This window comes from Rhodococcus sp. 05-2254-5 (assembly GCF_002258575.1).
Classification (GTDB): Bacteria; Actinomycetota; Actinomycetes; order Mycobacteriales; family Mycobacteriaceae; genus Rhodococcoides; species Rhodococcoides fascians.
The window spans coordinates 186,776-206,920 of record NZ_NOZG01000033.1; the positions used below are offsets into that span (position 1 = coordinate 186,776).

Here is a 20,145-nt window from a genome sequence, read left to right on the forward strand (position 1 = left end):
TCGAATCAGCGTGAATCTAGGTCGGGCAGAATCGGACATATGACAGTCGAGCCCATTCACACCGAACGCCTGACGCTGCGTCTGTACGAACCCGACGACGCAGACCGGATTCTCGCCTACTACAGCGATCCCGAGGTGTGCCGCTATCTCCTCCACGAAGCGTGGACCCATGCCGACGCTGTTGCGGCGGTGGGTAAGCGGATGAAGCGATCCGGATTGCACACCCAGGCGCTCGCGATGGTCGTCGAACACGAGGGGACGGTGGTGGGCAACGTCGAAGCATGGCTCGTGGACGGTTCGCCGGCACTCGTCGAACTCGGCTGGACGTTCTCACCCGCCGTGGCCGGTCGTGGTTACGCGACCGAGGCGGTGCGCGACTTGATCGACCACGTGTTCTCGCTGCCGCAGATCCACCGAGTCACGGCACAGATGGACGGACGCAACGACGCGTCGGCCCGGTTGGCCGACCGGGTCGGAATGCGTCAGGAAGCGCATTTCCGCCAGAACTGGTGGTGCAAGGGTGAATGGACCGACACGCTCGTCTACGCACTGTTGCGCGAGGATCGCTGACGCACATCATGCGACGTTCACCTCCGCGTCGGTTCCCCGACACCGGCCGGTGACCGCGGTGCGACAGTCTCGGAAAACTTCACTTTCCGAACTCTGGGAGTTTCACGAATGGCATCGCGTCGCAGAGCTGCTCTACTGGGCACGCTCGCTTTGGTATCGATCGCCTCCACGACGATGGGCGGCGTCGCCACTGCCGCCCCGGCACGGACGGCGTCGCCGCTGTGTCAGGTTGCGGACCTGCTCCCCAGTGGATCGTCCTCGGGCCTCGGCTACCAATGTGCCGAAGCCGGTGAGCTTCTCGATCTGCCGATCGGTGACGTGCACGCGACGCAACCGTCGCTCGGATACGACGAGGTGTACTACAAGCTCGGTCGGTACACGCTCGGCAAGGACGAGATCAACAAGAAGTTCGACGACTGGTGCGAGGCCAACGGGCAGGAAGAGGCTGCCTCCGCATTGCCCGATGCGCGACTGGACAATCCGTCGTCGTTCACCTGCACAGTGCCCGTCGGCCAGGAAACTCCCGATACCATCGCACCGATGAAGACCGTCGTCATCGGGCCGGGCGGTGTGCCGTACCTGACCGACGGACACCACACTCTGACGTCGTTCTACGAAACGGCCGACGGTGGACCGAATCTGCATCTTCGTCTGCGAGTGGTCGCGAACCTCAGCGACCTGAGCCCTGCCGACTTCTGGGCTCGGATGAAAGCCGAGAAGTGGGTGTGGAACTACGACGTCGACGGCAACGAGGTTCCGGTGGAGCAGCTTCCGTCGGGAGTCGGCCTCGCCAAGTTCCAGAACGACAAGTACCGCAGCCTGATGTACTTCGCGCGCGACATCGGCTTCACACCCGGCACGATCCCGTTCCAGGAGTTCTATTGGGGCGCATGGGTTCGCGACTCGGCGGAAGTCGACATCAGCGGCTGGGACAGCAACAACCTGGCGAGCTACCTGAGCACCGTCGAGTCGGTGTCGCGCGCTCAGGTGGCGGCCCCAAAAGACGCGGTCATAGACAGCGGCCGCACCGCAGCGGAACTCGGCGCACTGGCTTCCTGGAACGACGGCAAGGCTGCTGGTAAGGGCGAGTTCGGGAAACTCTCGGTACCGTACTCGGGCGACAAGCCGGGCAAGCTGGCCTACGCCTTGCAGTACAAAATGGGGCTGCCCCGATAAGTGCATGTCAGGTCGCCGGGCCGGCGTTGTCACAGACCGGCCTGGCGGCGAGACCGCAACCGCAGGGCCACGAAGACGACGAAGGCCATGGCGACCGTCATGACGACGATCTTCTGCAGGATTTCGGCATACGCGTCGACCAGGTGCCAGTTCTCGCCCAGCTGATATCCCGCGGTGACGAAAATGGTGTTCCAGATCAGACTCCCAATGGTGGTGAGTAGAAGGAACTTCGCCATTCCCATCCGCTCGATCCCGGCCGGCAGGGAGATGAAACTACGAAAGAGCGGGATCATTCGGCCGAGCAGAACTGCCTTCGAGCCGTGCTTGGCGAACCATGCCTCCGAGCGGTCGAAGTCGCTGGCCTTGATCAGGGGAATTCGCGCTACCAATGCTCGTGTGCGCTCGCGTCCGATGAGCGCACCCACCGCGTAGACGACGACCGCGCCCAGTACCGAGCCGAGCGTCGTCCAGAAGAGCGCAGCACCGAAAGAGAACGCTCCCTGACTGGCCGAGAACCCGGCAAGTGGGAGAACGAGTTCGCTCGGGATCGGCGGGAACAGATTGTCTGCACCGACGACGACCGCTGCGCCGGGGCCGCCAAGGGCATCCATGACGCCGACCGCCCACCCGGCCAGTCCGTCGAGAGCGCTGGTTTCTGCTGCTGTAGCAATCGATATGTTGGACATGGCAATTCCCTTGTTCGTCTATGTTTCCGGTCGTGAAGGACACGGAAAACGCTACGAACTATGTGGATGCGGGACATCGAGGAAGACCGTCGCCTGCCGCGGGGCTATCTGCATGGAAGTGTGTGGTTTACCGCAGTATCAGCGGCCACTTGCTCGGTTACGCTGCTCGTGTGCTGGCCAACCGTGACGTCTACTCACCCGAGCAGGCTGATCGCGCGTCGATCGGCTCACTTCTACGGCGCTGGCTCACGGCACTTTCCGGAGTTCTGCTCGGAATCTTCACCGCGATCGCGGCTCTGTTGTTCTCCGTGGCGGCTTTACTCGCCCTAGCACTGGTGCGTCTCCTCGGCCGGTGGGGAGAACCAATACGGACGGCCGTAGATGAGACCGCATTGATCTTGTCCGACTTCGAGATCCGGCGGATCACACGCTTTCACGGCGCGTTCTCCACGGATGCGGCGGCCCCTCGTCGCTGCCGCTGGTATCTCGGAATTCGTTGGCCTATCGGGCTGCTCGGGCTCGGCGTGGTTCTCCTCCTGACGCTGTGTCTCGTCGTCGCCGCATCGATGGTCTCGGCATGGACTCTCAGCGGCGACTGGGGCTTGATCGAGGACTCGAACCGCGTCGACGGCGGACTCGTTGCTATGGCCGCACTACCCGGAATCCTCCTGATTTTCGTCGCGGCAGTCGGAGTGGCAGGGGTGGGATCTCTCGATCGTTGGTTCGCCATCCAGGTACTCGGCCGGCAGTCGGATCGGTTGCTGCACCAACGGGTTGCCGAGCTGACGAGCACTCGCGATCATGTCGTGGACGCTATCGACGACGAACGCCGACGCATCGAGCGTGACCTGCACGACGGCGTGCAACAGCACCTGGTTGCTCTGGGAATGCTCGTCGGCCGGGCTCGCCGCGCTGAAGATCCCGACAAGGTGCACGAACTCCTCCGCCAAGCCCAGGTCGCCTCGCAGGGAGCGACGGACGAGCTGCGCGAGGTTGCCAACCGGGTGTATCCGATCGCACTCGACAAGGACGGCCTGCGCCCAGCTCTCGAGGCGCTGGCCGAGCGGTCCGGTGTGCCCGTTCGACTCTCGTACGAACTGACAGAGAGGTTGCGCCCCGCTGTGGAAACAGCCGTCTACTTCGTCATCTCGGAGGCGGTGACCAACGCAGCCAAGCATGCCTCCCCGAGATCGTTGGAGGTCGAGGTCACTCGGCAGAAGTTTGATCGCATACTGGCAACCATCACCGACGACGGGTCCGGTGGTGCCGATCCGTCCGGCACCGGATTGTCCGGACTGGCCCGCCGCGTCGCTGCCATGGATGGCACCCTCACCGTGGACAGCCCGGTCGGCGGCCCGACTGTTGTGACTGCGAGCATCCCATGCGCGTGATCGTCGCGGAGGACTCGACGTTGCTGCGTGAGGGCCTGGTCCGTCTGCTCGTCGACGAAGGCCATGACGTGGTCGCGTCCGTGGGCGACGCCGACGCGCTCCTGGCTGCCGTGGAACTGGATCATCCCGACATCGTCGTCACCGACGTTCGGATGCCTCCAGGCAACAGCGACGAGGGGCTGCGGGCGGCATTGACCATCCGCAGTCGATGGCCGGAGGTGGCAGTGCTCGTGCTCTCCCAGTACGTCGAAAACCGCTACGCGGCAGAGCTGATCAGTGGGCCAGGAGGCAAGGTCGGGTACCTGCTGAAGGACCGAGTCGCGCAGGTCGACGAGTTCCTGGACGCCCTCGACAGAGTTGCCGGCGGCGGGACTGCCTTTGACCCGGAGGTGGTGCGTCAGCTGTTGTCTCGCACCACCCGATCCAATCCCCTCGAACGACTGACGCCGCGCGAGCGCGATGTGCTCGAGCTGATGGCGCAAGGTCTCACGAACGCCAGAATCGCCGCTGGTCTGTTCATTTCGGTGAGCTCGGTCGAGAAACACATCAACGCCGTGTTCGACAAACTCGGATTGGCGAACTCGACCGGTATGAGCCGACGCGTGATGGCGGTGGTGGCCTACCTGCGCACCTAGCCGGGCCGACTACCAGCGATCGACGTGCAGCACCGTCTCGATCGGATCCCTGGGCGCGACCTTGAAGGTCTCCCCCGTGTAGTAGGCAGTCGGAATCAGTGCGCCTTGATGGAAGCCTTCGGGAATACCGAGCAGTTCGGAAATCTCGGCTTCCTTCGCGAGATGAATTGTCGTCCACGCTGTTCCGAGTCCACGTGCCCGTGCAGCCAGGGCGTAGTTCCACACCGCAGGCAGCAGCGAGCCCCACAGACCGGCCTGGTTGCCGGCCGGAAGCGTCTTGCCGGCCTTGATGCACGGAATCAGCAGCACGGGAACTTCACCCATGTGCTCGCCGAGCCAACCGGCACTGTCGCCGACGCGCTTCTGAACCGATGCGCGTTCGGGATCGTCCGCGAACAATGCTGACGCGGATTGCTTCGATGCCTGGTACTCGGCGAACAGTTCGCCGTAGATCGCACCGATGCGGGCACGAAGATCAGGATCGGTGACGACGATCCACTGCCACCCCTGCTTGTTCGAGCCTGATGGGGCCTGCAGTGCGATCTCGAGACATTCCTTGATCAGCTCCATCGGCACCGGCCGCGTCAGGTCCAGGCGCTTACGCACAGTTCGCGTGGTGGTCAGCAGCTCGTCAGGAGTCAGATCAACGATCGGGAAAGAAGTCACCCTTCGATCATGCACCATTCGGCCTCTGCAGGGCCCGGTTGGTCAATTCCTCGTTCGCAGCGTCCCATCGCGCCGCCATGGACAGTCCCCCATGGCCGTCACCCTCATCGATGACGAGTGTCGAACCGGGCCAACGTCGGTGTAGATGCCACGGCGTGACAGCCGGTCCGGAAACGTCCTTTCGGCCGTGGATCAGGACGCCCGGAATGTCTCGCAGACCGTCGGCGCGATCGAGCAAGGGCGGATCGCAGAACCCGTCGTGCGACCAGTAGTGCGCGGTCAGCCGCACGAAGGCGAGTCGGAACCGGTCGTCGTCCCATCGCGGATTGCGCCGCACGCCATCGGTGCCGATCGAGATGTGCACGTCCTCCCACAGTGCCCATTCGCGAGATGCGCTGTCCCGCAGCTGTAAATCGGCCGAATTGAACAGGCGGTCGTACGCGTCGACTATGCGGCCCTCACCGCGTCGATAGCCGACGCCGGCCTGCTCGGCAAATGTGGCGAACCGATCCCACGCCTCCGGGAAGACCGCACCGACGCCCTCGGTGATCCAAACGACCTCCGCGCGGCTGGTCGTCGTCACCGACACGAGCACCATGCCGAGAACCCTCGTCGGATGCGCGAGAGCGTAGGCAAGAGCAAGAGTGGATCCCCAGGACGCGCCGTTGACGATCCACGCCTCGACGCCAAGGTGCACACGCAGTACTTCGATATCAGCGATCAGATGCGCAGTGGTGTTGGTAGCCAACGACGTCGAGGGATCGGACGCGTGCGGGGTCGACCGGCCGCACCCGCGCTGCTCGAATCCGATAGCGCGAACACGGGACAGGTCGAAGTGACGACGAAACTGACTGGCATTCAGGGTCCCGCCCGGTCCGCCGTGCAAGTAGACCGCCGGGACGCCGTCGGACGGACCCCATTGCTCCCAGTAGATGCATTGACCGTCCCCGACATCGAGCATTCCGTGCAGTGTCGGTTCGTCCTCCGGTGTCATAGCGCCATCACATCATTCGAGAGGCAACATCCGTCGGATCACTGCCCACGCGGACGCGTCGACCCATGAGGGATTGGACTGCTGCGGCGACCGGAACACCTCGAGCGTCGACAGTTCCGCAACGGCATGCAGATCCGACGCGAGGATCGGCTGATCGAACAGCGTGGTGTCCGTCGAGACCTTCCACTGGGGGCCGGGGACCGGGGTGCCGGTCAACCGACCCGCACCCCAGATCCCGCGTCGCGGGTGGCTGCTGACCCAGAACAACACCGGCTGCCCAGGTGCCATCAGACGAGTTCGATAGTTGTCCGCGACGCACCAATTCTCCTGCGCACGTCCGGCTTCGACCATCGGTGCGAGGTCGGTCTTGTGCGGATTGCACTTGATCACCCATGCGCCGAGCGTCTGGTCCGTTATCGCCCGTGCCGTCACACTTGTAATCCTAATGACGAACTACGCCACCGCGTCGTTGCCCTGCGCAGCCGAGACCACCAGATTGTTTGCCGTGAGGCCGTTTCCGTTCTTGACCGCGTCGATCCACTGGTCGGTCGCCGCCACTGCTGCGAAATTGGACTGGTAAAGCACCATCAGCGCCTTGTGGAGTTGTTCGGCTGAGACCGTCCCAGCCTCGTTCGAGAGGTTGATCGCGCCGGTGGCGTCGGACAGAATCTCGACGGCCAGGTCCAGCGCTTCGGCGTCGGCGCTGGTGGCGAGATCGCAGTTGTTGGTCATGTATCCGACGATCGTGACGGTGTCGACGTTGTTGCCCTGCAACCACTTCGCGACATCGGTGCCAGCGAAGACGCTGCTGTACTGCTTCTCGACCCGCTCGAAGGACGGCTGCACGACGGCCTGAATGTCGGGATGAAGCTCGTACGTCGGGGTTCCCTTGACGAAAGCAGGCGAGCCTTCGGGCATCTCGTGCTGCACGATGGCCACCGGAACATCCTGCGCCACAGCCGCTTCGATGGTACGAACGATGTTGGCCAACGACTCGTCGCGAGGCGGGTACTGAATCTTCAGAACTCCCTCGAAGTATTCCTGCTGTACATCGATAACGATGAGGGCTCTACGCGGTGCGGTCATGGACGTTCTCCTTCAGGTGGCGTACTCGGTCGATACCCATACTTCGGCACCGACCTTGCGTTCACGAGTGGCACGGATGCATACTTTCGATGAAATTGCGCCAATTCGTCGATCGGAGATTCATGCGCATCGCGCTGTACGTGTTCGACGGCATCACCATGTTCCACCTCGCCGCGCCGTTGATGGTGTTCGGCGAGGTGACGCGCCTCGGGCTGGCCCCCGACTGGGAGACGCGGGTGTGGTCCGACGAGCCAGGGTCGATCCGCACCGAGGAGGGCTTCCCCGTCGGCGAGATCGAGGGCCCTGAGATCGCCGATTGGGCCGACATCGTGATCGTGACGTCGTGGCCGGAGTCGTTGCCACACATCGGCACTCACCTTTCCACCGCTCTTCGAGGCGCTCACCGACGGGGAGCCCAAATCGCGGGATTGTGTCTGGGGTCGTTCGCCGTCGCCGACACCGGACTGCTCGCCGGACGTCCCGCCGTCACCCATTGGTCCAAGATGACAGAACTGCGCGATCGCAATTCGCAGATCGGCCTCGACGAGTCCGTGCTCTACATCGACCACGGCGACGTCATGACTTCCGCGGGCACGGCGTCGTCGATCGATTCCTGCCTGCACATAGTCCGCAAACACCTCGGCGCGGCAGCAGCAACGCGGGTGGCACGCAGCCTCGTCGTCGCACCGCATCGAGACGGCGGTCAGGCGCAATACATCGAACGGCCGGTCATCGAGGCGTCCCAGGACTCCGCGATCGCCGACGTCCAGAGTTGGGCGCTGGAACGACTGTCCGAGCCACTACCGATCGAGCGGCTCGCCGAGCGGGCACGTATGAGCCGGCGTAGCTTCATCCGGCAATTTCAGTATGCGACGGGAACCACGCCCGCGCGCTGGGTACTCGACCAGCGGCTCGACGCCGCCCGCAGCCAACTCGAAACGACCGGCCACAGCATCGAGACCATCGCTGCCTCGTGCGGATTCGGCGGCGCCGTCACCCTGCGTCAGAACTTCCACTCGGCGTTCGCCGTCACGCCGACGGCCTATCGGAAGCAGTTCGCGGTCGGTTGTGCAACCACGGACACCGCCGACAGGCGAGGATGAGCAACGTGATCCTGTGGATAGTTGCCGGAGTCGAGCTCGCCGCCATTATCGCGCTCGGTGTGGTTCTCATCGTGTCTCGACGAAAGTTGAAGCACACGCGCCGAGCACTCGACCGCGCTCTCGAATCGCAGCAACGCCGTAAGCGACGTGGTCTGGTGCCCTTCGCGATCAGAACCGCGTTCCACACCACGGACCTACTCATCAACAAGGGATTCGGCGCGACCGTCCGCAACTCCGTCGAAGACCTCGCGGGCTGGGCGAAGGTCGAACGCCCCGACCTGGCACGCATGACCGCCGACGGCGACATCGTGGTCATGTTCTCCGACATCGAAGGGTCCACCGCCCGCAACGAGGAACTGGGCGACCGCGGTTGGGTGAAACTGCTCGAGAAGCACAACAAGCTGATCCGCAAACACGTCGACGACCACGGCGGACACGTGGTCAAGAGCCAGGGCGACGGCTACATGATCGCCTTCTCCGACCCGGCCGAGGCCGTGCGCTGCGGAGTGGAAGTCCAAGAAGCCCTGCTGAAGAACCCAGATCGGTGGGACCGCATCCGCGTGCGCATGGGCGTGCACGTCGGCAGCTCGGTGCGCCGAGGCGACGACCTGTTCGGCCTCAACGTCGCCATGGCGGCAAGAGTGGCGAACCAAGCCGAGGGCGGAGAAATTCTTGTCAGCGAGCCGGTGCGTGACGCCATCGCCAGGGCGGACGGCCTGACTCTGGGGACGCCCCGCGACGTCGAACTCAAGGGAATGAGCGGAAGCTTTCAGTTGTATCCGGTGGCGCTGCCGGCACTTCCGAGTGCGGAGACCGGCCACGCAAGCGCATGAATGTCCCATTCACAACGTCTGAACGCGTGAATGTCGCATTGATCCCAACCGGGGGGGCGAACTGTAGACCCCGGACGGCTGGCGGCTGCTGCTGAAGCCCGAATGATGATGTAATGCAAGATGAATGGCCCATTCACAACGTCTGAGCGCGTGAATGGGCCATTCATCCCAAAGGGTGGTGAAGCAGGCAGAAGAACTACTGCTTCGCAGACTCCAGTGCCTCGTTGAACGTCGAGGACGGACGCATCACTGCGGCGGTGGCTTCGGGGTCCGGGTAGTAGTACCCACCGATGTCGACCGGGTTGCCCTGTACCGCGTTGAGCTCGCCGACGATCTTCTCCTCGTTCTCCGCGAGGGTCTTTGCCAGAGCTGCGAAGTGCTTGGCCAGCTCGGTGTCCTCGGTCTGCTCGGCGAGTTCCTGTGCCCAGTAGAGGGCGAGGTAGAACTGGCTGCCACGGTTGTCGAGTTCACCGGTCGAGCGCGACGGGCCCTTGCTGTTCTCGAGCAGCTTGCCGGTGGCCGAGTCGAGTGCGTTGGCGAGGATGGTCGCCTTGACGTCACCGGTCTTGGTTCCCAGGTCCTCGAGGCTGACCGCGAGAGCCAGGAACTCACCCAGCGAATCCCAGCGAAGGTGGTTCTCCTCGATGAGCTGCTTGACGTGCTTGGGGGCCGAGCCGCCCGCACCCGTCTCGTACAGCCCACCGCCGGCCATCAGCGGAACGATGGAGAGCATCTTGGCGCTGGTGCCGAGTTCGAGGATCGGGAACAGGTCGGTGAGGTAGTCACGCAGGATGTTGCCGGTCGCGGAGATGGTGTCGAGCCCGCGGATGAGACGTTCCATCGTGTAGCGGATCGCACGAACCTGCGACATGATCTGGATGTCGAGGCCCTCGGTCTCGTGATCCTTCAGGTACTTGCGCACCTTGCCGATCAGCTCGTTCTCATGCGGGCGGTACGGGTCGAGCCAGAAGACGACGGGCATTCCGGACTCACGGGTGCGTCGCACTGCCAACGCAACCCAGTCGCGGATCGGTGCATCCTTGACGATGCACAGACGCCAGATGTCACCCTCTTCGACGTCCTGCGTCAGCAGAACCTCGCCCGTCGCCAGGTCGGTGATGTTCGCGACGCCACCGGCAGGGACCTCGAACGTCTTGTCGTGCGAGCCGTACTCCTCGGCCTTCTGTGCCATCAGGCCGACGTTGGGAACGGTGCCCATCGTCGTCGGGTCGAACTGGCCGTTGGTCTTACAGAAGTTGATCATTTCCTGGTAGATGCGGAAGAAGGTCGACTCCGGGCTGACGGCCTTGGTGTCCTTCGGCCGGCCGTCCGCGCCCCACATCTTGCCGCCGCTGCGGATCATCGCAGGCATCGACGCGTCGACGATGACGTCGCTGGGCGAGTGGAAGTTCGAGATTCCGCGGGCGGAGTCGACCATCGCCAGCTCCGGACGAGTCTCGTGGCACTTGTGCAGGTCGTCGATGATCTCCTCGCGCTGCGCGCTGGGGAGTGCCTCGATTTTGCTGTACAGATCCGACAGGCCGTTGTTGACGTTGACGCCGAGCTCCTCGAACAGGTCGCCGTGCTTGGCGAACGCGTCCTTGTAGAAGACCTTGACGGCGTGACCGAAGACGATGGGGTGCGAGACCCGCATCATCGTGGCCTTGACGTGCAGGGAGAACATGATGCCCGTCTTGTAGGCGTCCTCCATCTGCTCCTCGTAGAACTCGATGAGCGCCTTCTTGCTCATGAACATGCTGTCGATGACGTCGCCGTCGGTGAGCGACACCTTCTCCTTGAGAACGATGGTCTCGCCGCCCTCGGTCAGCAGCTCCATCTTGACCTCGCGGTCGCCTTCGACGGTCATCGACTTCTCGCCGTGGTAGAAGTCGCCGTGGCGCATGTGCGCAACGTGGGTACGCGACGCCGGCGACCATTCACCCATGCTGTGCGGGTGCTTGCGCGCGAATTCCTTGACGGCCTTGGGTGCGCGGCGATCCGAATTGCCCTCGCGCAGAACGGGGTTGACCGCACTGCCAAGGCACTTGGTGTAGCGGTCGCGGATTTCGCGCTCTTCGTCGGTCTTCGGGTTCCCGGGGAAGTCGGGGATCGCGTAACCCTTGTCCTGCAGTTCCTTGATCGCGGTCAGCAACTGCGGAACGGAGGCACTGATGTTGGGAAGCTTGATGATGTTGGTGTCGGGCAGCTGCGTGAGCTTGCCCAGCTCGGCGAGGTTGTCGGTCACTCGCTGGTCTTCGTTGAGGTAATCGGGGAACTCGGCGAGGATGCGGTTCGCAACCGAGATGTCACTGGACTCGACGTCGATGCCGGCCGCGCTGGCGAAAGAACGTATGACCGGCAGAAACGCGTGAGTCGCCAGCATCGGCGCCTCATCGGTCAGGGTATAGATGATGGTCGGCTTCTTCGCTGTCATGTTTCGCCTTTGCCTCAGTTTCGACGTCGTCTTTTGGATGCGTTCGTCCTCAACTTTAATCTTCGTTCTCGCCGCTGTGGGGGGCAGTGGGGTATCACTCCATCTGCGCATCCAAGTTACCGACCAGTAGGGCGCTCAATGGATTTCGAGACCGTGCTCGGTCCCGCCCCTGACCACCGTCGGGTCACCCGATTTGCCCGATTAGGAACAACATCGGCCTCGCCGTCCGTTGAACCGAGTATGACGACCTACAAGACTGTCAATCCTGCCGACGGCACAACCGTCAAGGAATTCGAAACTCTCGACACGGCCGGCATCGAGCGCGCCCTCGCGGATGCGCACGCCGGTTTCCAGACGTGGCGCAAGACCTCACCCGAGCATCGCGCAGACATCCTGCACAAGGTCGCCGACCTCTATGTCGAGCGCGCCGACGAACTGGCCCGCACCATCTCGCTCGAGATGGGCAAGCCGCTGACCGAGTCTCAGGGCGAGGTCGAACTGTCCTCGAACATCTACCGTTACTACGCCGACAACGGCCCCCGCTTGCTCGAGGACGAGACACTCGACGTGCCCGGAGCGGAAATCAGTGTGCTGCAGCGCAAGCCCGTGGGCGCGCTCGTCGGCGTCATGCCGTGGAACTTCCCGTACTACCAGGTAGCCCGATTCGCCGGCCCGAACCTGATGGTGGGCAACACGATTCTGCTCAAGCATGCACCGAACTGCCCGCAATCGGCGTTGCTGATGGAAGAGATATTCCGGCAAGCCGGGTTGCCGGAAGACGCGTACATCAACATCTTCGCAACCAACGAGCAGATCGCCGACATGATCGCCGACGCTCGCGTCCAGGGCGTCTCCCTCACCGGAAGTGAGCGGGCCGGAACGTCCGTCGCCGAGACGGCGGGGCGCAACCTCAAGAAGGTCGTGCTCGAGCTCGGCGGTTCGGACGTGTTCATCCTGCTCGACTCAGCAGACATGGACGCCACCGTCGAATCCGCAACCCGTGCGCGCCTGTCCAACGCAGGCCAGGCCTGTAATGCCGCCAAGCGCATCCTCGTCGCCGAGGACGTCTACGACGAATTCGTCGCCAAGCTCGTCACATCCTTCGAGGCCGTGCAGACCGGCGATCCGTTGGATGCCAACACCGCTCTCGGTCCCCTGTCGTCGCAGACCGCCGCGGATACCCTGATCGAGCAGATCGACGACGCCGTGTCCAAGGGGGCCACTCTGCTCACCGGCGGTAAGAAGATCGACGGACCGGGTGCGTACGTGCAGCCGACACTGCTGACGGACGTGACTCCGGACATGCGTGCCTACACCGAGGAACTGTTCGGCCCCGCAGGCGTCATCTACAAGATCCAGAACGCCGACGAGGCAATCGAATTGGCAAACTCCTCCCCCTACGGACTGAGTGGGTCGGTGTGGAGCGCAGACCTCGACAAGGCCCGGGACGTAGCAGAGCGCCTCGAGGTGGGCATGGCCTTCGTCAACGAACACGGCACCACATTGCCCGGCCTGCCGTTCGGCGGTGTGAAGCGCTCCGGCGTCGGCCGCGAGCTGGGACCGTGGGGCATGGACGAATTCGTGAACAAGAAGCTCGTCCGAGTCTCCGCGAAATAGGCTCCGCTGACAGAGCTCCCCGGGCAGTTGCCCGGGGAGCTCTGTCGTTCTCCCTCGTCGATCATTTCGACCCGATACTGCAGGCCTAGGAGATAAGTTCGAGTCTCGTCCTTATCACCGCTCCGAGGAGATTTTCGTGGCCAACGCTTCGTCGTTCGTATCCAAGCAGGACGACCTCGAGATCAGCACCTATACCTGGGCGACTTCCGCCGATCCTGCTCGCGGTGTCGTACAGATCGCACACGGGCTCGCCGAGCACGGCAGTCGTTACGCACGCTTCGCTGCCGCGCTGAACGACGCCGGCTTCCACGTCGTCGCGTCGGATCACCGCGGCCATGGCCAGTCGATCGTGGACACCCCCGGCGATTTCGGGGCCGCCGCATTTGCAGGCCTGTGGGCAGACATCGAGCAACTGGGCGAATCACTGCTCACCGAGTACCCCGACCTGCCTCTGTTCTTGTTCGCTCATTCCATGGGATCCTTTGCCACCCAGCATGTTCTGATCGAGCGATCAGATCTGTACGAGGGTGTGGTGCTGTCCGGCTCGACGACACTCGACGTCCTCGCCGCCGGAATGGCCGACGCCCCCGCCGGGGACCTGAGCGTGTTCAACGCCGCCTTCGAGCACCGCACCGGTTACGAGTGGCTCTCGCGTGACGAGGCCGAGGTGGACGCCTACGTGGCAGATCCACTGTGCGGCTTCGATCTTCCGGAGTCGACGGTGCCCGCGCTGTTCGGTGAGGCCGAGAAGCTCGCCGATCCCCACAACCTGGAGCAGATCCGCTCGGACCTCCCCCTGCTCATCACGTCGGGAACGGACGACCCACTCGCCGGCGGCGGTCAGTTGATCGAGACACTGGCGTCCCGCTACCGCGAGGCCGGCATGAGCGATGTGACCGTCACCCTGTACCCCGGTGCCCGCCACGAAATCCTCAACGAGACCAACCGTGACGAGGTCACCGCCGACATCATCGGCTGGCTCACCGACCGCGCCGGATCGGTCTAACGCCGTCTCAGCTGCACGGGCTGCCCGTCCTCCGGGAAGGGCAGCGACGTGAAGTTCAGCGGTGCAACGTAATCGGGGTCGACCGTCCAGTCGAACCGCAGCAGCAAGTGATGCATGATCGTCTTGATCTCTGCCCCGGCGAAGAACATGCCGATGCATTTGTGGACGCCACCACCGAACGGCTCCCACGCATAGCGGTGCACCTTGTCCTCGCGGCGATCGGCGGCGAACCGCCCGGGATCGAATTGCTCGGGGTTGGGCCAGTACTGCTCCATGTGATGCGTGAAGTGCGGCGCGACAGAGGCATACGTTCCCGCGGGGACGAACTTGCCTTGCACCTCCGTGTCTTTCACGGCACGGCGGGCCACTACCGGCGTGGGCGAGACCAGGCGCAAGCACTCCTTCATCACCAGATCGACATTGGTCAGCTCGTCGAGTTGCGCGAACGACGGGGAATCGGTACCCAGCGCCTCGCATTCGGCCCGGCACTTGTCCTGCCACTCCGGATGCTGGCCGAGGTACTGCATCATCGTCGACAGCGTGATCGTCGACGTGTCGTGCGCAGCCATGAGCAGAAAGATCATGTGGTCGATCACTTCGTCGTCGGAGAAGTGCTCTCCGTCGTCACCCTCGATGTGGCACAACACCGAGAAGAGGTCGTCGGTCTCGGTGGCTCGACGGGCAGGGAGGTAGCGGCGGAAGAACTGGTCCAGCACCGCCCGGCCGTCCAAACCCCGCTTCCACCGCGTGCCAGGAACCCGGTAGCGCACGATCGAGGTGGCAGCCTGCACGCAGGCAATGAAACTCGCGTTGAGCTCAGCGATGTCGGCGTCCGTCGTTCCCTCCGCACCTCCCATGAAGATGCTCGTCGCGACGTCCAGCGTCAGCGCTTTGAGCGCCGGATAGACCTGAAAGTCGCGGCCCGGCTGCCACGCGTCCAAACCCGTTGCTGTAACTGGATTCAACGCTGCGACGGACTTGGTCAGCCGGTCCCGAGTGAAGGCCTGCTGCATGATTCGTCGATGACGTAGGTGCTCCTCGGAGTCGAGCAGCATCAGCCCGCCGTGGAAGAACGGCCCGATCAACAGCGACCAGCCGTCACCGTTGGCGAACGCCTTGTCCGCGTTCTGCAGCACTTGCTGACACGCATCGGGACCGAGAACGGTGATCCACTTCTGCCCGGCCATCGTCATCCACGAGACCTCGCCGTACTTGTCCCACCGACTACCGAGCAGCTTCAGAGGGTCTCGAATGTACTCGAGCGTGTGTCCGACGACGGGAAGACCGCCGTCGCCGAACACCGGTTGGAGAGCTGAATCTGCGGGTGGAGCAGCCAGAGCACGTGCCATTGTCGACCTCCGTCAATCTGACATGACGTCATGTCAGATGAGATGTAGTCTGCGTCACAGCCACGGTGTCTGTCAAGATCTACCCATGCCCCCTACGACGCGTCGCTACAACGGCATGAGCGCCGACGACCGCGCGGCCGACCGCCGAGCGAGATTGCTCGACGCCGGCCTCGAGGTATTCGCGGCAGCCGGAGCGAAGGGTGCGACCATGACCGCGATCTGCGCACACGCCAAGCTCACCGAGCGCTACTTCTACCAAAACTTCACCAGCAGAGACGACTTGCTCGAGCAGGTCGTGGAATCGGTCTCTGCCGAGATACGGACCGCAGCGCTGGATGCACTGCACTCCCCCGCCCGGACCGTCGACGAGAAGGTACACAACGCAGTGACCGCGTTCGTCGGCGTCCTGACCGAGGACCGTCGCAAGGGCCGGGTTGCGATGATCGAATCGCTCGCCGTCGACTCCCTCCGCGAATACCGACGAAAGTCCCTGCGCGGCTTCGCTCATCTGGTGGCCGAACAGTCGCGCGAACTCTACGGCGAGAAGGCCTGGCCGCAACCACAGTCGGAGATCAACGGTCTGCTCTTCATCGGTGGACTTGCCGAACTCGTGATCGCCTGGCTGAACGACGAAATCGACATCGCACCTGCAGACATCGTCGACGCCGCAACACGTCACTTCATCGCAACCGCGCACCGCTGAGGTGCGCTACGCGCAGTGGCGTGATTATGTGCCCGCAGAGGCACTTACCCGCACCACTGCGCCGCAGGCGCACTCCTACCGGTCGAAGTGCGCCTTCGAGATCTGCCCGTGCACGCCGACGGTCTTGTCGACCACCTGCGAGACGGTGAAGTTCGCGGCCGCGGACAGGTACGCATACGCCGTCGCTCGGTCCATGCCGAGGTCCGTCTCCAAGAAGTCCAGAGCGTTGACGACCGCGCGACGCATCGCCGCGTTCAGGTCCGAACTCTGGCCGCCGACGGCCCCGTCCGGATCTGACAGGCCGATCGGAATCCACGAGTCCTCGTTCTCGGCAAAGGGATACGAGTACGCGACCGACGGCGCGTCACCGCTGCCCGCCTTGCAGACCGTAAGGCGAAAGGTGCCGCGCAGAGACCCCTCCATCGCAGTCAGCGCCACCTCACCGTCACCCATCGCCATGTGCGGATCGCCGACGTAGAACAACGCGCCCTCCGCGAACACAGGAAGGTAGAACGTCGAGCCGACGCCGAGCAGACCGACGTCGATGTTGCCGCCGCCGAGCGTCGGGGGAATCGAGTTGGCATTCGGGGATGTCAGACCCGGGTCGCTGGCGAACGCCACGCCCATCATGCCCATGAACGGGCGCAGCGGAAAGCGCACGGCCGCATCGCCGTACCGCATCACGCCCTGTCCGTCCTCGACGGCCGTGAACGTGGATACATTGCCGTACTGCGTCGGGTCACCCGATTTCCTGCCGTCGCTTCCGATCGGCGGCATGACCTCGTCGAGGCTGATGCCCGCCGGTGCCTCGCCGGACGCCGTAACTGCCAGCGCGCCCTTGCCGTGCCTGCTCGACACCACGCCGTACGGCACCCGCGGAACGGCCTCCAGAGTTTCGATCTTGAGCACATCGCCGCGCTGCGCACCTTCGACAAACACCGGGCCCGTCACCACGTGCGGTCCGTCGACGTCGAAGTTGCGAACCGTTCGGTCGTACCCGCCTGCGATGTCGATCGCGTCCTGAAGAACATCGGACTGGGAAACACCTTTGCCGCCGAAGAATTCGACGGGATCGCGGCCCTGGTCTTCGAGGATTCCCTCATGGCTGAGCGCGTCGATGGTCACCGTCTCGCCGGACTTCATCTGCAGTACCGACTCCGACTCGACGGTCGGGACGTAGCCCCACAGAACCTTGTCGACCTCGGAGCTCAGGTAGTGGTCCCCCGAGATGTCGCCCGATCCTGGGTTGAGAATGGCACCCGCGGGCGCTACCGGAGCCGACGAACTTGTTGCCGCCGTAGTGGTCGAGGTCGTCGAACACGCAGCTGTAGTTGCCAAACCAGCCCCTGCGCTCATCGCTGCCACCGCCCGAATGAAGCCGCGTCGGCCGATTCCTTTGCTGATTGTTTCCGCTGCGTGCTCTGCCATCGACTGCGCCATACTGCCTCCTGAATTGTCCGAATCTCGAACGTAGATCAGGGGTGTTTCTCAGCAGTTACGAACGCGCGTCACGCGAATTGCTCAGCGACTCAACTGGGGTCGCTGCCGTCGATCGCCGACCACCAGATCGCGGTGACAGCTGCCAACAGACTCACCGCCAGAAATTGTGCAAAGCCCCCACCGTCGACGATCAACCACAGCAGCCCGATGAACGGGCCGGCCACTGCTGCGGGGGCGTCGAGCATGATCCGACGACGCAGCGAACCGAATCTGGCGCTGCGCGTGCGCAGATCGGAGTCGTTGAGGCGCGGGGCATCGAGAGGTGTTCCCGGCGGTAAGGTCGATCGACGCCGACCGGACGGCAACGCAACGATCCCCGGTTCGACGACGAAGGCGCGGCGTCCGAGAAACGACCTACCGACCTTCGCTTCGGCGTCGGGGACCAATCCGAGAAGACCGGTGTGGAAGTAGACGGGGTACCAGGCCCGCCCGGCGCCCTCCTGAACCTCCACATACCCGCGCGAACGCATGCGGTGTTGAAACCGAACACGACGCACGGAGATTCGATCCCGAGACCGCGCTGCGGATCGTCCGGCCAACAAGGCCGAGGCCACAGACCAACCCGTCCAGATCAGAACGACGAGCGCAACCAACAGGCCGAGCGGGGTGTAGACAGCGGTCGATGCCGCGACAACCAGCGTGATTGCCGCGACACCGACCGGATATTCGCGCCCGTTGTCTATTTCAGGAACCCGACCTTCGACATGTCGATGTCGCCGAATCCTGGAGCGCCGAAGTTGGCGAGATTGGACTTCGTCGCGTAGGTGAACGGACGCTGGAACAGCGTCAGGCTGTGGCCTTCGGCCCAGATCGCCTCGTCCGCCTCGTTGTAGTCGGCGATACGTGCTTCGTCGTCAAGCTCGCCCGCAGCCTTGTCGAGTAGTCCGTTGATCTCCTCGGACCCGACCTGGCCGTAATTCTGCAGCGTGCTGCCGGGCGTCAAACGGTAGATGCCGTCACTGCTGGACGTGTACGGCGTTCCCTCCCAGGTGAAGTGGGTGACGTCGAAGGCACCCACCAGGATGTACTTCTCGAAGAAGTCGTCCGACGGCACCGCATCGATGATGAGATTGGCACCGACAGCCTTGAGGTTCTGCTGGATGATCTGCGCTTCCTGCGTCGCATTCGGGGTATCGGCCGGAATGATGTCGTGCAGATCGAGCTGCTGACCGTCCTTCGAGCGGAACTCACCGTTCATCGTCCAGCCGGCCGCGTCGAGTTCGGACTTCGCCTTCTCCGGATCGAACGTGATGTCGCCGTTGTTGGCCTGGTAGCCCTTCTGTCCGTCGACGTAGATATGACTGTTCAGCACCGTAGGGTTCGAGGTGATCTGGCCCAGCTGCGAGGTAGCCAGGTAATCGCGGTCGATCGCCTTCATCAGAGCCAGCCGGACCGCCTTGTCCGACGTGATGCGTCCGGGAGCACCGTTGAAGTCGAAGTGGCGGTACTGAGACCCGAGGCTCTGCCGCAGGTCGACGTTCGGGATACCGCGGGCAACCTTGAACGCATCTGCGCTGCTGCCCAGTTCGTAGTAGTCGATCTCGCCGCTCTGCAACGCGCCGACGGACGCTGTCGAATCGAGTGGCAGGTACGTGATGGTGTCGAGCACTGCGGGATTTTCGCCCCACCAGTCCGGGTTGCGTTCGGCGACAATGCGCTTGCCACCGGGCTCGATGGTCCGGATACGGAACGGCCCTGCGGTGGCCGGCATCGTGCTCACAGATCCGGTGTTGAATGCGTCGACACTGGCCATGGACTCAGCCGGCATCAGAGGCTCGTACAACGACCGCCAGTCACCGAACTTCTCGGCAAAGGTCAGGATGACCTGCTGGTCGTTCTCGCCGCGGACGACGGACTCGACCTTGTCCCAGCCAGCGGTGCTGGACGCCTCGTAGGCCGGATCCTTACCGTTGTTGGCAGTCCACGTTGCCACGAGGTCTGTGTAGTCCAACGGACGCCCGGTGCTCCACTTGGCCTTCGGGTTGATGTTGTACGTGATGACCTGCTTGCCGTCGACCTCGGACTCGGTGATGTCGGTGAAGAAATCCGTCGCGACCGTCAGGCTTGCATCGGCTGCAGCATTGAATGCTCTCGGCATCAATGCCAGGTAGTACCGTGCCGCATCGACCGTGGTGCCATCGATTTGGTAGTAGTTGTAGTTGGTCGGCACCTGCGAGAGCGGAAAGTTCATATTTCCGCCCTGCTGGAGATCGCTGATGGGATGCGGGTTGATCTGCGCTCCGCTCTCGAAGGACGCGGGCGCATCGGCGTTCGGCCCGGTGTCACCCGAGCTGCACCCCGCCACCAGTCCCACAGTGGTCACGGCCACCGCGATCGGGACCAGTGCCCGAAATAGCTTGGCTCTCATCAATTCACCTTTCTCAGTGTGCACGTAA

General features: G+C 63.5%; 19 protein-coding genes. 9 read left to right on the forward strand and 10 right to left on the reverse strand.

Annotation, left to right across the window (positions count from 1 at the left end; all coding sequences use genetic code 11):
* The first annotated feature begins 39 nt into the window (after positions 1-39).
* The gene (locus tag CH278_RS25955; protein WP_094623246.1) at positions 40-570 is read left to right on the forward strand and encodes a GNAT family N-acetyltransferase; all 531 of its coding nucleotides are present in this window, start codon (positions 40-42) and stop codon (positions 568-570) included.
* A gap of 108 nt (positions 571-678) precedes the next feature.
* The gene (locus tag CH278_RS25960) at positions 679-1,746 is read left to right on the forward strand and encodes a ParB/Srx family N-terminal domain-containing protein (RefSeq protein ID WP_094623247.1); all 1,068 of its coding nucleotides are present in this window, start codon (positions 679-681) and stop codon (positions 1,744-1,746) included.
* Positions 1,747-1,775: 29 nt separating this feature from the next.
* Here CH278_RS25960 and CH278_RS25965 read toward each other — a convergent pair whose 3' ends face one another.
* On the reverse strand, positions 1,776-2,432 hold the full coding sequence (locus CH278_RS25965; protein WP_094623248.1) for a DedA family protein: 657 nt from the start codon (positions 2,430-2,432) through the stop codon (positions 1,776-1,778).
* A 170-nt stretch (positions 2,433-2,602) separates the two neighbouring features.
* On the opposite strand from CH278_RS25965, the gene CH278_RS25970 reads away from it, so the two are divergent.
* Positions 2,603-3,823 carry a sensor histidine kinase gene (locus CH278_RS25970; RefSeq protein ID WP_037219478.1) on the forward strand — a complete coding sequence of 407 codons (1,221 nt, stop codon included), beginning with the start codon at positions 2,603-2,605 and terminating at the stop codon, positions 3,821-3,823.
* Complete coding sequence (locus CH278_RS25975; RefSeq protein ID WP_094623249.1) at positions 3,814-4,458, forward strand: response regulator; 645 nt, start codon at positions 3,814-3,816, stop codon at positions 4,456-4,458. The genes CH278_RS25970 and CH278_RS25975 overlap by 10 nt, the downstream gene beginning before the upstream one ends.
* A gap of 9 nt (positions 4,459-4,467) precedes the next feature.
* Here CH278_RS25975 and CH278_RS25980 read toward each other — a convergent pair whose 3' ends face one another.
* Genes CH278_RS25980 through CH278_RS25995 form a run of 4 tightly spaced genes read right to left on the reverse strand, consistent with a single transcriptional unit; the run spans position 4,468 to position 7,204 of the window.
* Entirely contained in the window at positions 4,468-5,124 is a 657-nt protein-coding gene (locus CH278_RS25980) for a nitroreductase family protein (RefSeq protein WP_032388498.1), read from the reverse strand.
* 7 nt (positions 5,125-5,131) lie between these two features.
* Positions 5,132-6,118, reverse strand: a complete 987-nt coding sequence (locus CH278_RS25985; RefSeq protein WP_094623250.1) for an alpha/beta fold hydrolase — start codon at positions 6,116-6,118, stop codon at positions 5,132-5,134.
* 12 nt (positions 6,119-6,130) lie between these two features.
* The gene (locus CH278_RS25990) at positions 6,131-6,550 is read right to left on the reverse strand and encodes an EVE domain-containing protein (protein WP_256991828.1); all 420 of its coding nucleotides are present in this window, start codon (positions 6,548-6,550) and stop codon (positions 6,131-6,133) included.
* A 21-nt stretch (positions 6,551-6,571) separates the two neighbouring features.
* Complete coding sequence (locus tag CH278_RS25995) at positions 6,572-7,204, reverse strand: isochorismatase family protein (RefSeq protein WP_094623251.1); 633 nt, start codon at positions 7,202-7,204, stop codon at positions 6,572-6,574.
* 122 nt (positions 7,205-7,326) lie between these two features.
* Between CH278_RS25995 and CH278_RS26000 the strand changes: the two genes are divergently transcribed.
* On the forward strand, positions 7,327-8,307 hold the full coding sequence (locus tag CH278_RS26000; protein ID WP_094623252.1) for a GlxA family transcriptional regulator: 981 nt from the start codon (positions 7,327-7,329) through the stop codon (positions 8,305-8,307).
* Positions 8,304-9,140: an adenylate/guanylate cyclase domain-containing protein gene (locus CH278_RS26005; RefSeq protein ID WP_052061211.1), complete on the forward strand. Its 837-nt coding sequence runs from the start codon at positions 8,304-8,306 to the stop codon at positions 9,138-9,140. The genes CH278_RS26000 and CH278_RS26005 overlap by 4 nt, the downstream gene beginning before the upstream one ends.
* A 196-nt stretch (positions 9,141-9,336) precedes the next feature.
* Here the strand turns inward: CH278_RS26005 and CH278_RS26010 are convergent, their stop codons facing one another.
* Entirely contained in the window at positions 9,337-11,574 is a 2,238-nt protein-coding gene (locus CH278_RS26010; RefSeq protein ID WP_094623253.1) for an NADP-dependent isocitrate dehydrogenase, read from the reverse strand.
* 240 nt (positions 11,575-11,814) lie between these two features.
* On the opposite strand from CH278_RS26010, the gene CH278_RS26015 reads away from it, so the two are divergent.
* Entirely contained in the window at positions 11,815-13,191 is a 1,377-nt protein-coding gene (locus tag CH278_RS26015) for an NAD-dependent succinate-semialdehyde dehydrogenase (protein ID WP_032369029.1), read from the forward strand.
* Between the two features lie 136 nt (positions 13,192-13,327).
* Complete coding sequence (locus CH278_RS26020) at positions 13,328-14,197, forward strand: alpha/beta fold hydrolase (RefSeq protein ID WP_094623254.1); 870 nt, start codon at positions 13,328-13,330, stop codon at positions 14,195-14,197.
* On the opposite strand, the gene CH278_RS26025 is transcribed toward CH278_RS26020, so the two are convergent.
* On the reverse strand, positions 14,194-15,546 hold the full coding sequence (locus CH278_RS26025) for a cytochrome P450 (RefSeq protein WP_094623255.1): 1,353 nt from the start codon (positions 15,544-15,546) through the stop codon (positions 14,194-14,196). The genes CH278_RS26020 and CH278_RS26025 overlap by 4 nt on opposite strands.
* Positions 15,547-15,631: 85 nt before the next feature.
* Here CH278_RS26025 and CH278_RS26030 point away from each other — a divergent pair, with 85 nt between their 5' ends.
* Positions 15,632-16,249, forward strand: a complete 618-nt coding sequence (locus CH278_RS26030; protein WP_179274414.1) for a TetR/AcrR family transcriptional regulator — start codon at positions 15,632-15,634, stop codon at positions 16,247-16,249.
* Positions 16,250-16,324: 75 nt separating this feature from the next.
* Here the strand turns inward: CH278_RS26030 and CH278_RS26035 are convergent, their stop codons facing one another.
* The 3 genes from CH278_RS26035 to CH278_RS26045 all read right to left on the reverse strand — a co-directional run bounded on the left by CH278_RS26035 (position 16,325) and on the right by CH278_RS26045 (position 20,117).
* Positions 16,325-17,689 carry an acetamidase/formamidase family protein gene (locus CH278_RS26035; RefSeq protein ID WP_094623256.1) on the reverse strand — a complete coding sequence of 455 codons (1,365 nt, stop codon included), beginning with the start codon at positions 17,687-17,689 and terminating at the stop codon, positions 16,325-16,327.
* Positions 17,690-17,778: 89 nt separating this feature from the next.
* Positions 17,779-18,219 (reverse strand): hypothetical protein, encoded by a 441-nt coding sequence (locus tag CH278_RS26040; protein WP_143536317.1) that lies wholly within the window; start codon positions 18,217-18,219, stop codon positions 17,779-17,781.
* Between the two features lie 209 nt (positions 18,220-18,428).
* Entirely contained in the window at positions 18,429-20,117 is a 1,689-nt protein-coding gene (locus CH278_RS26045) for an ABC transporter family substrate-binding protein (RefSeq protein WP_143536318.1), read from the reverse strand.
* Positions 20,118-20,145 lie beyond the last annotated feature (28 nt).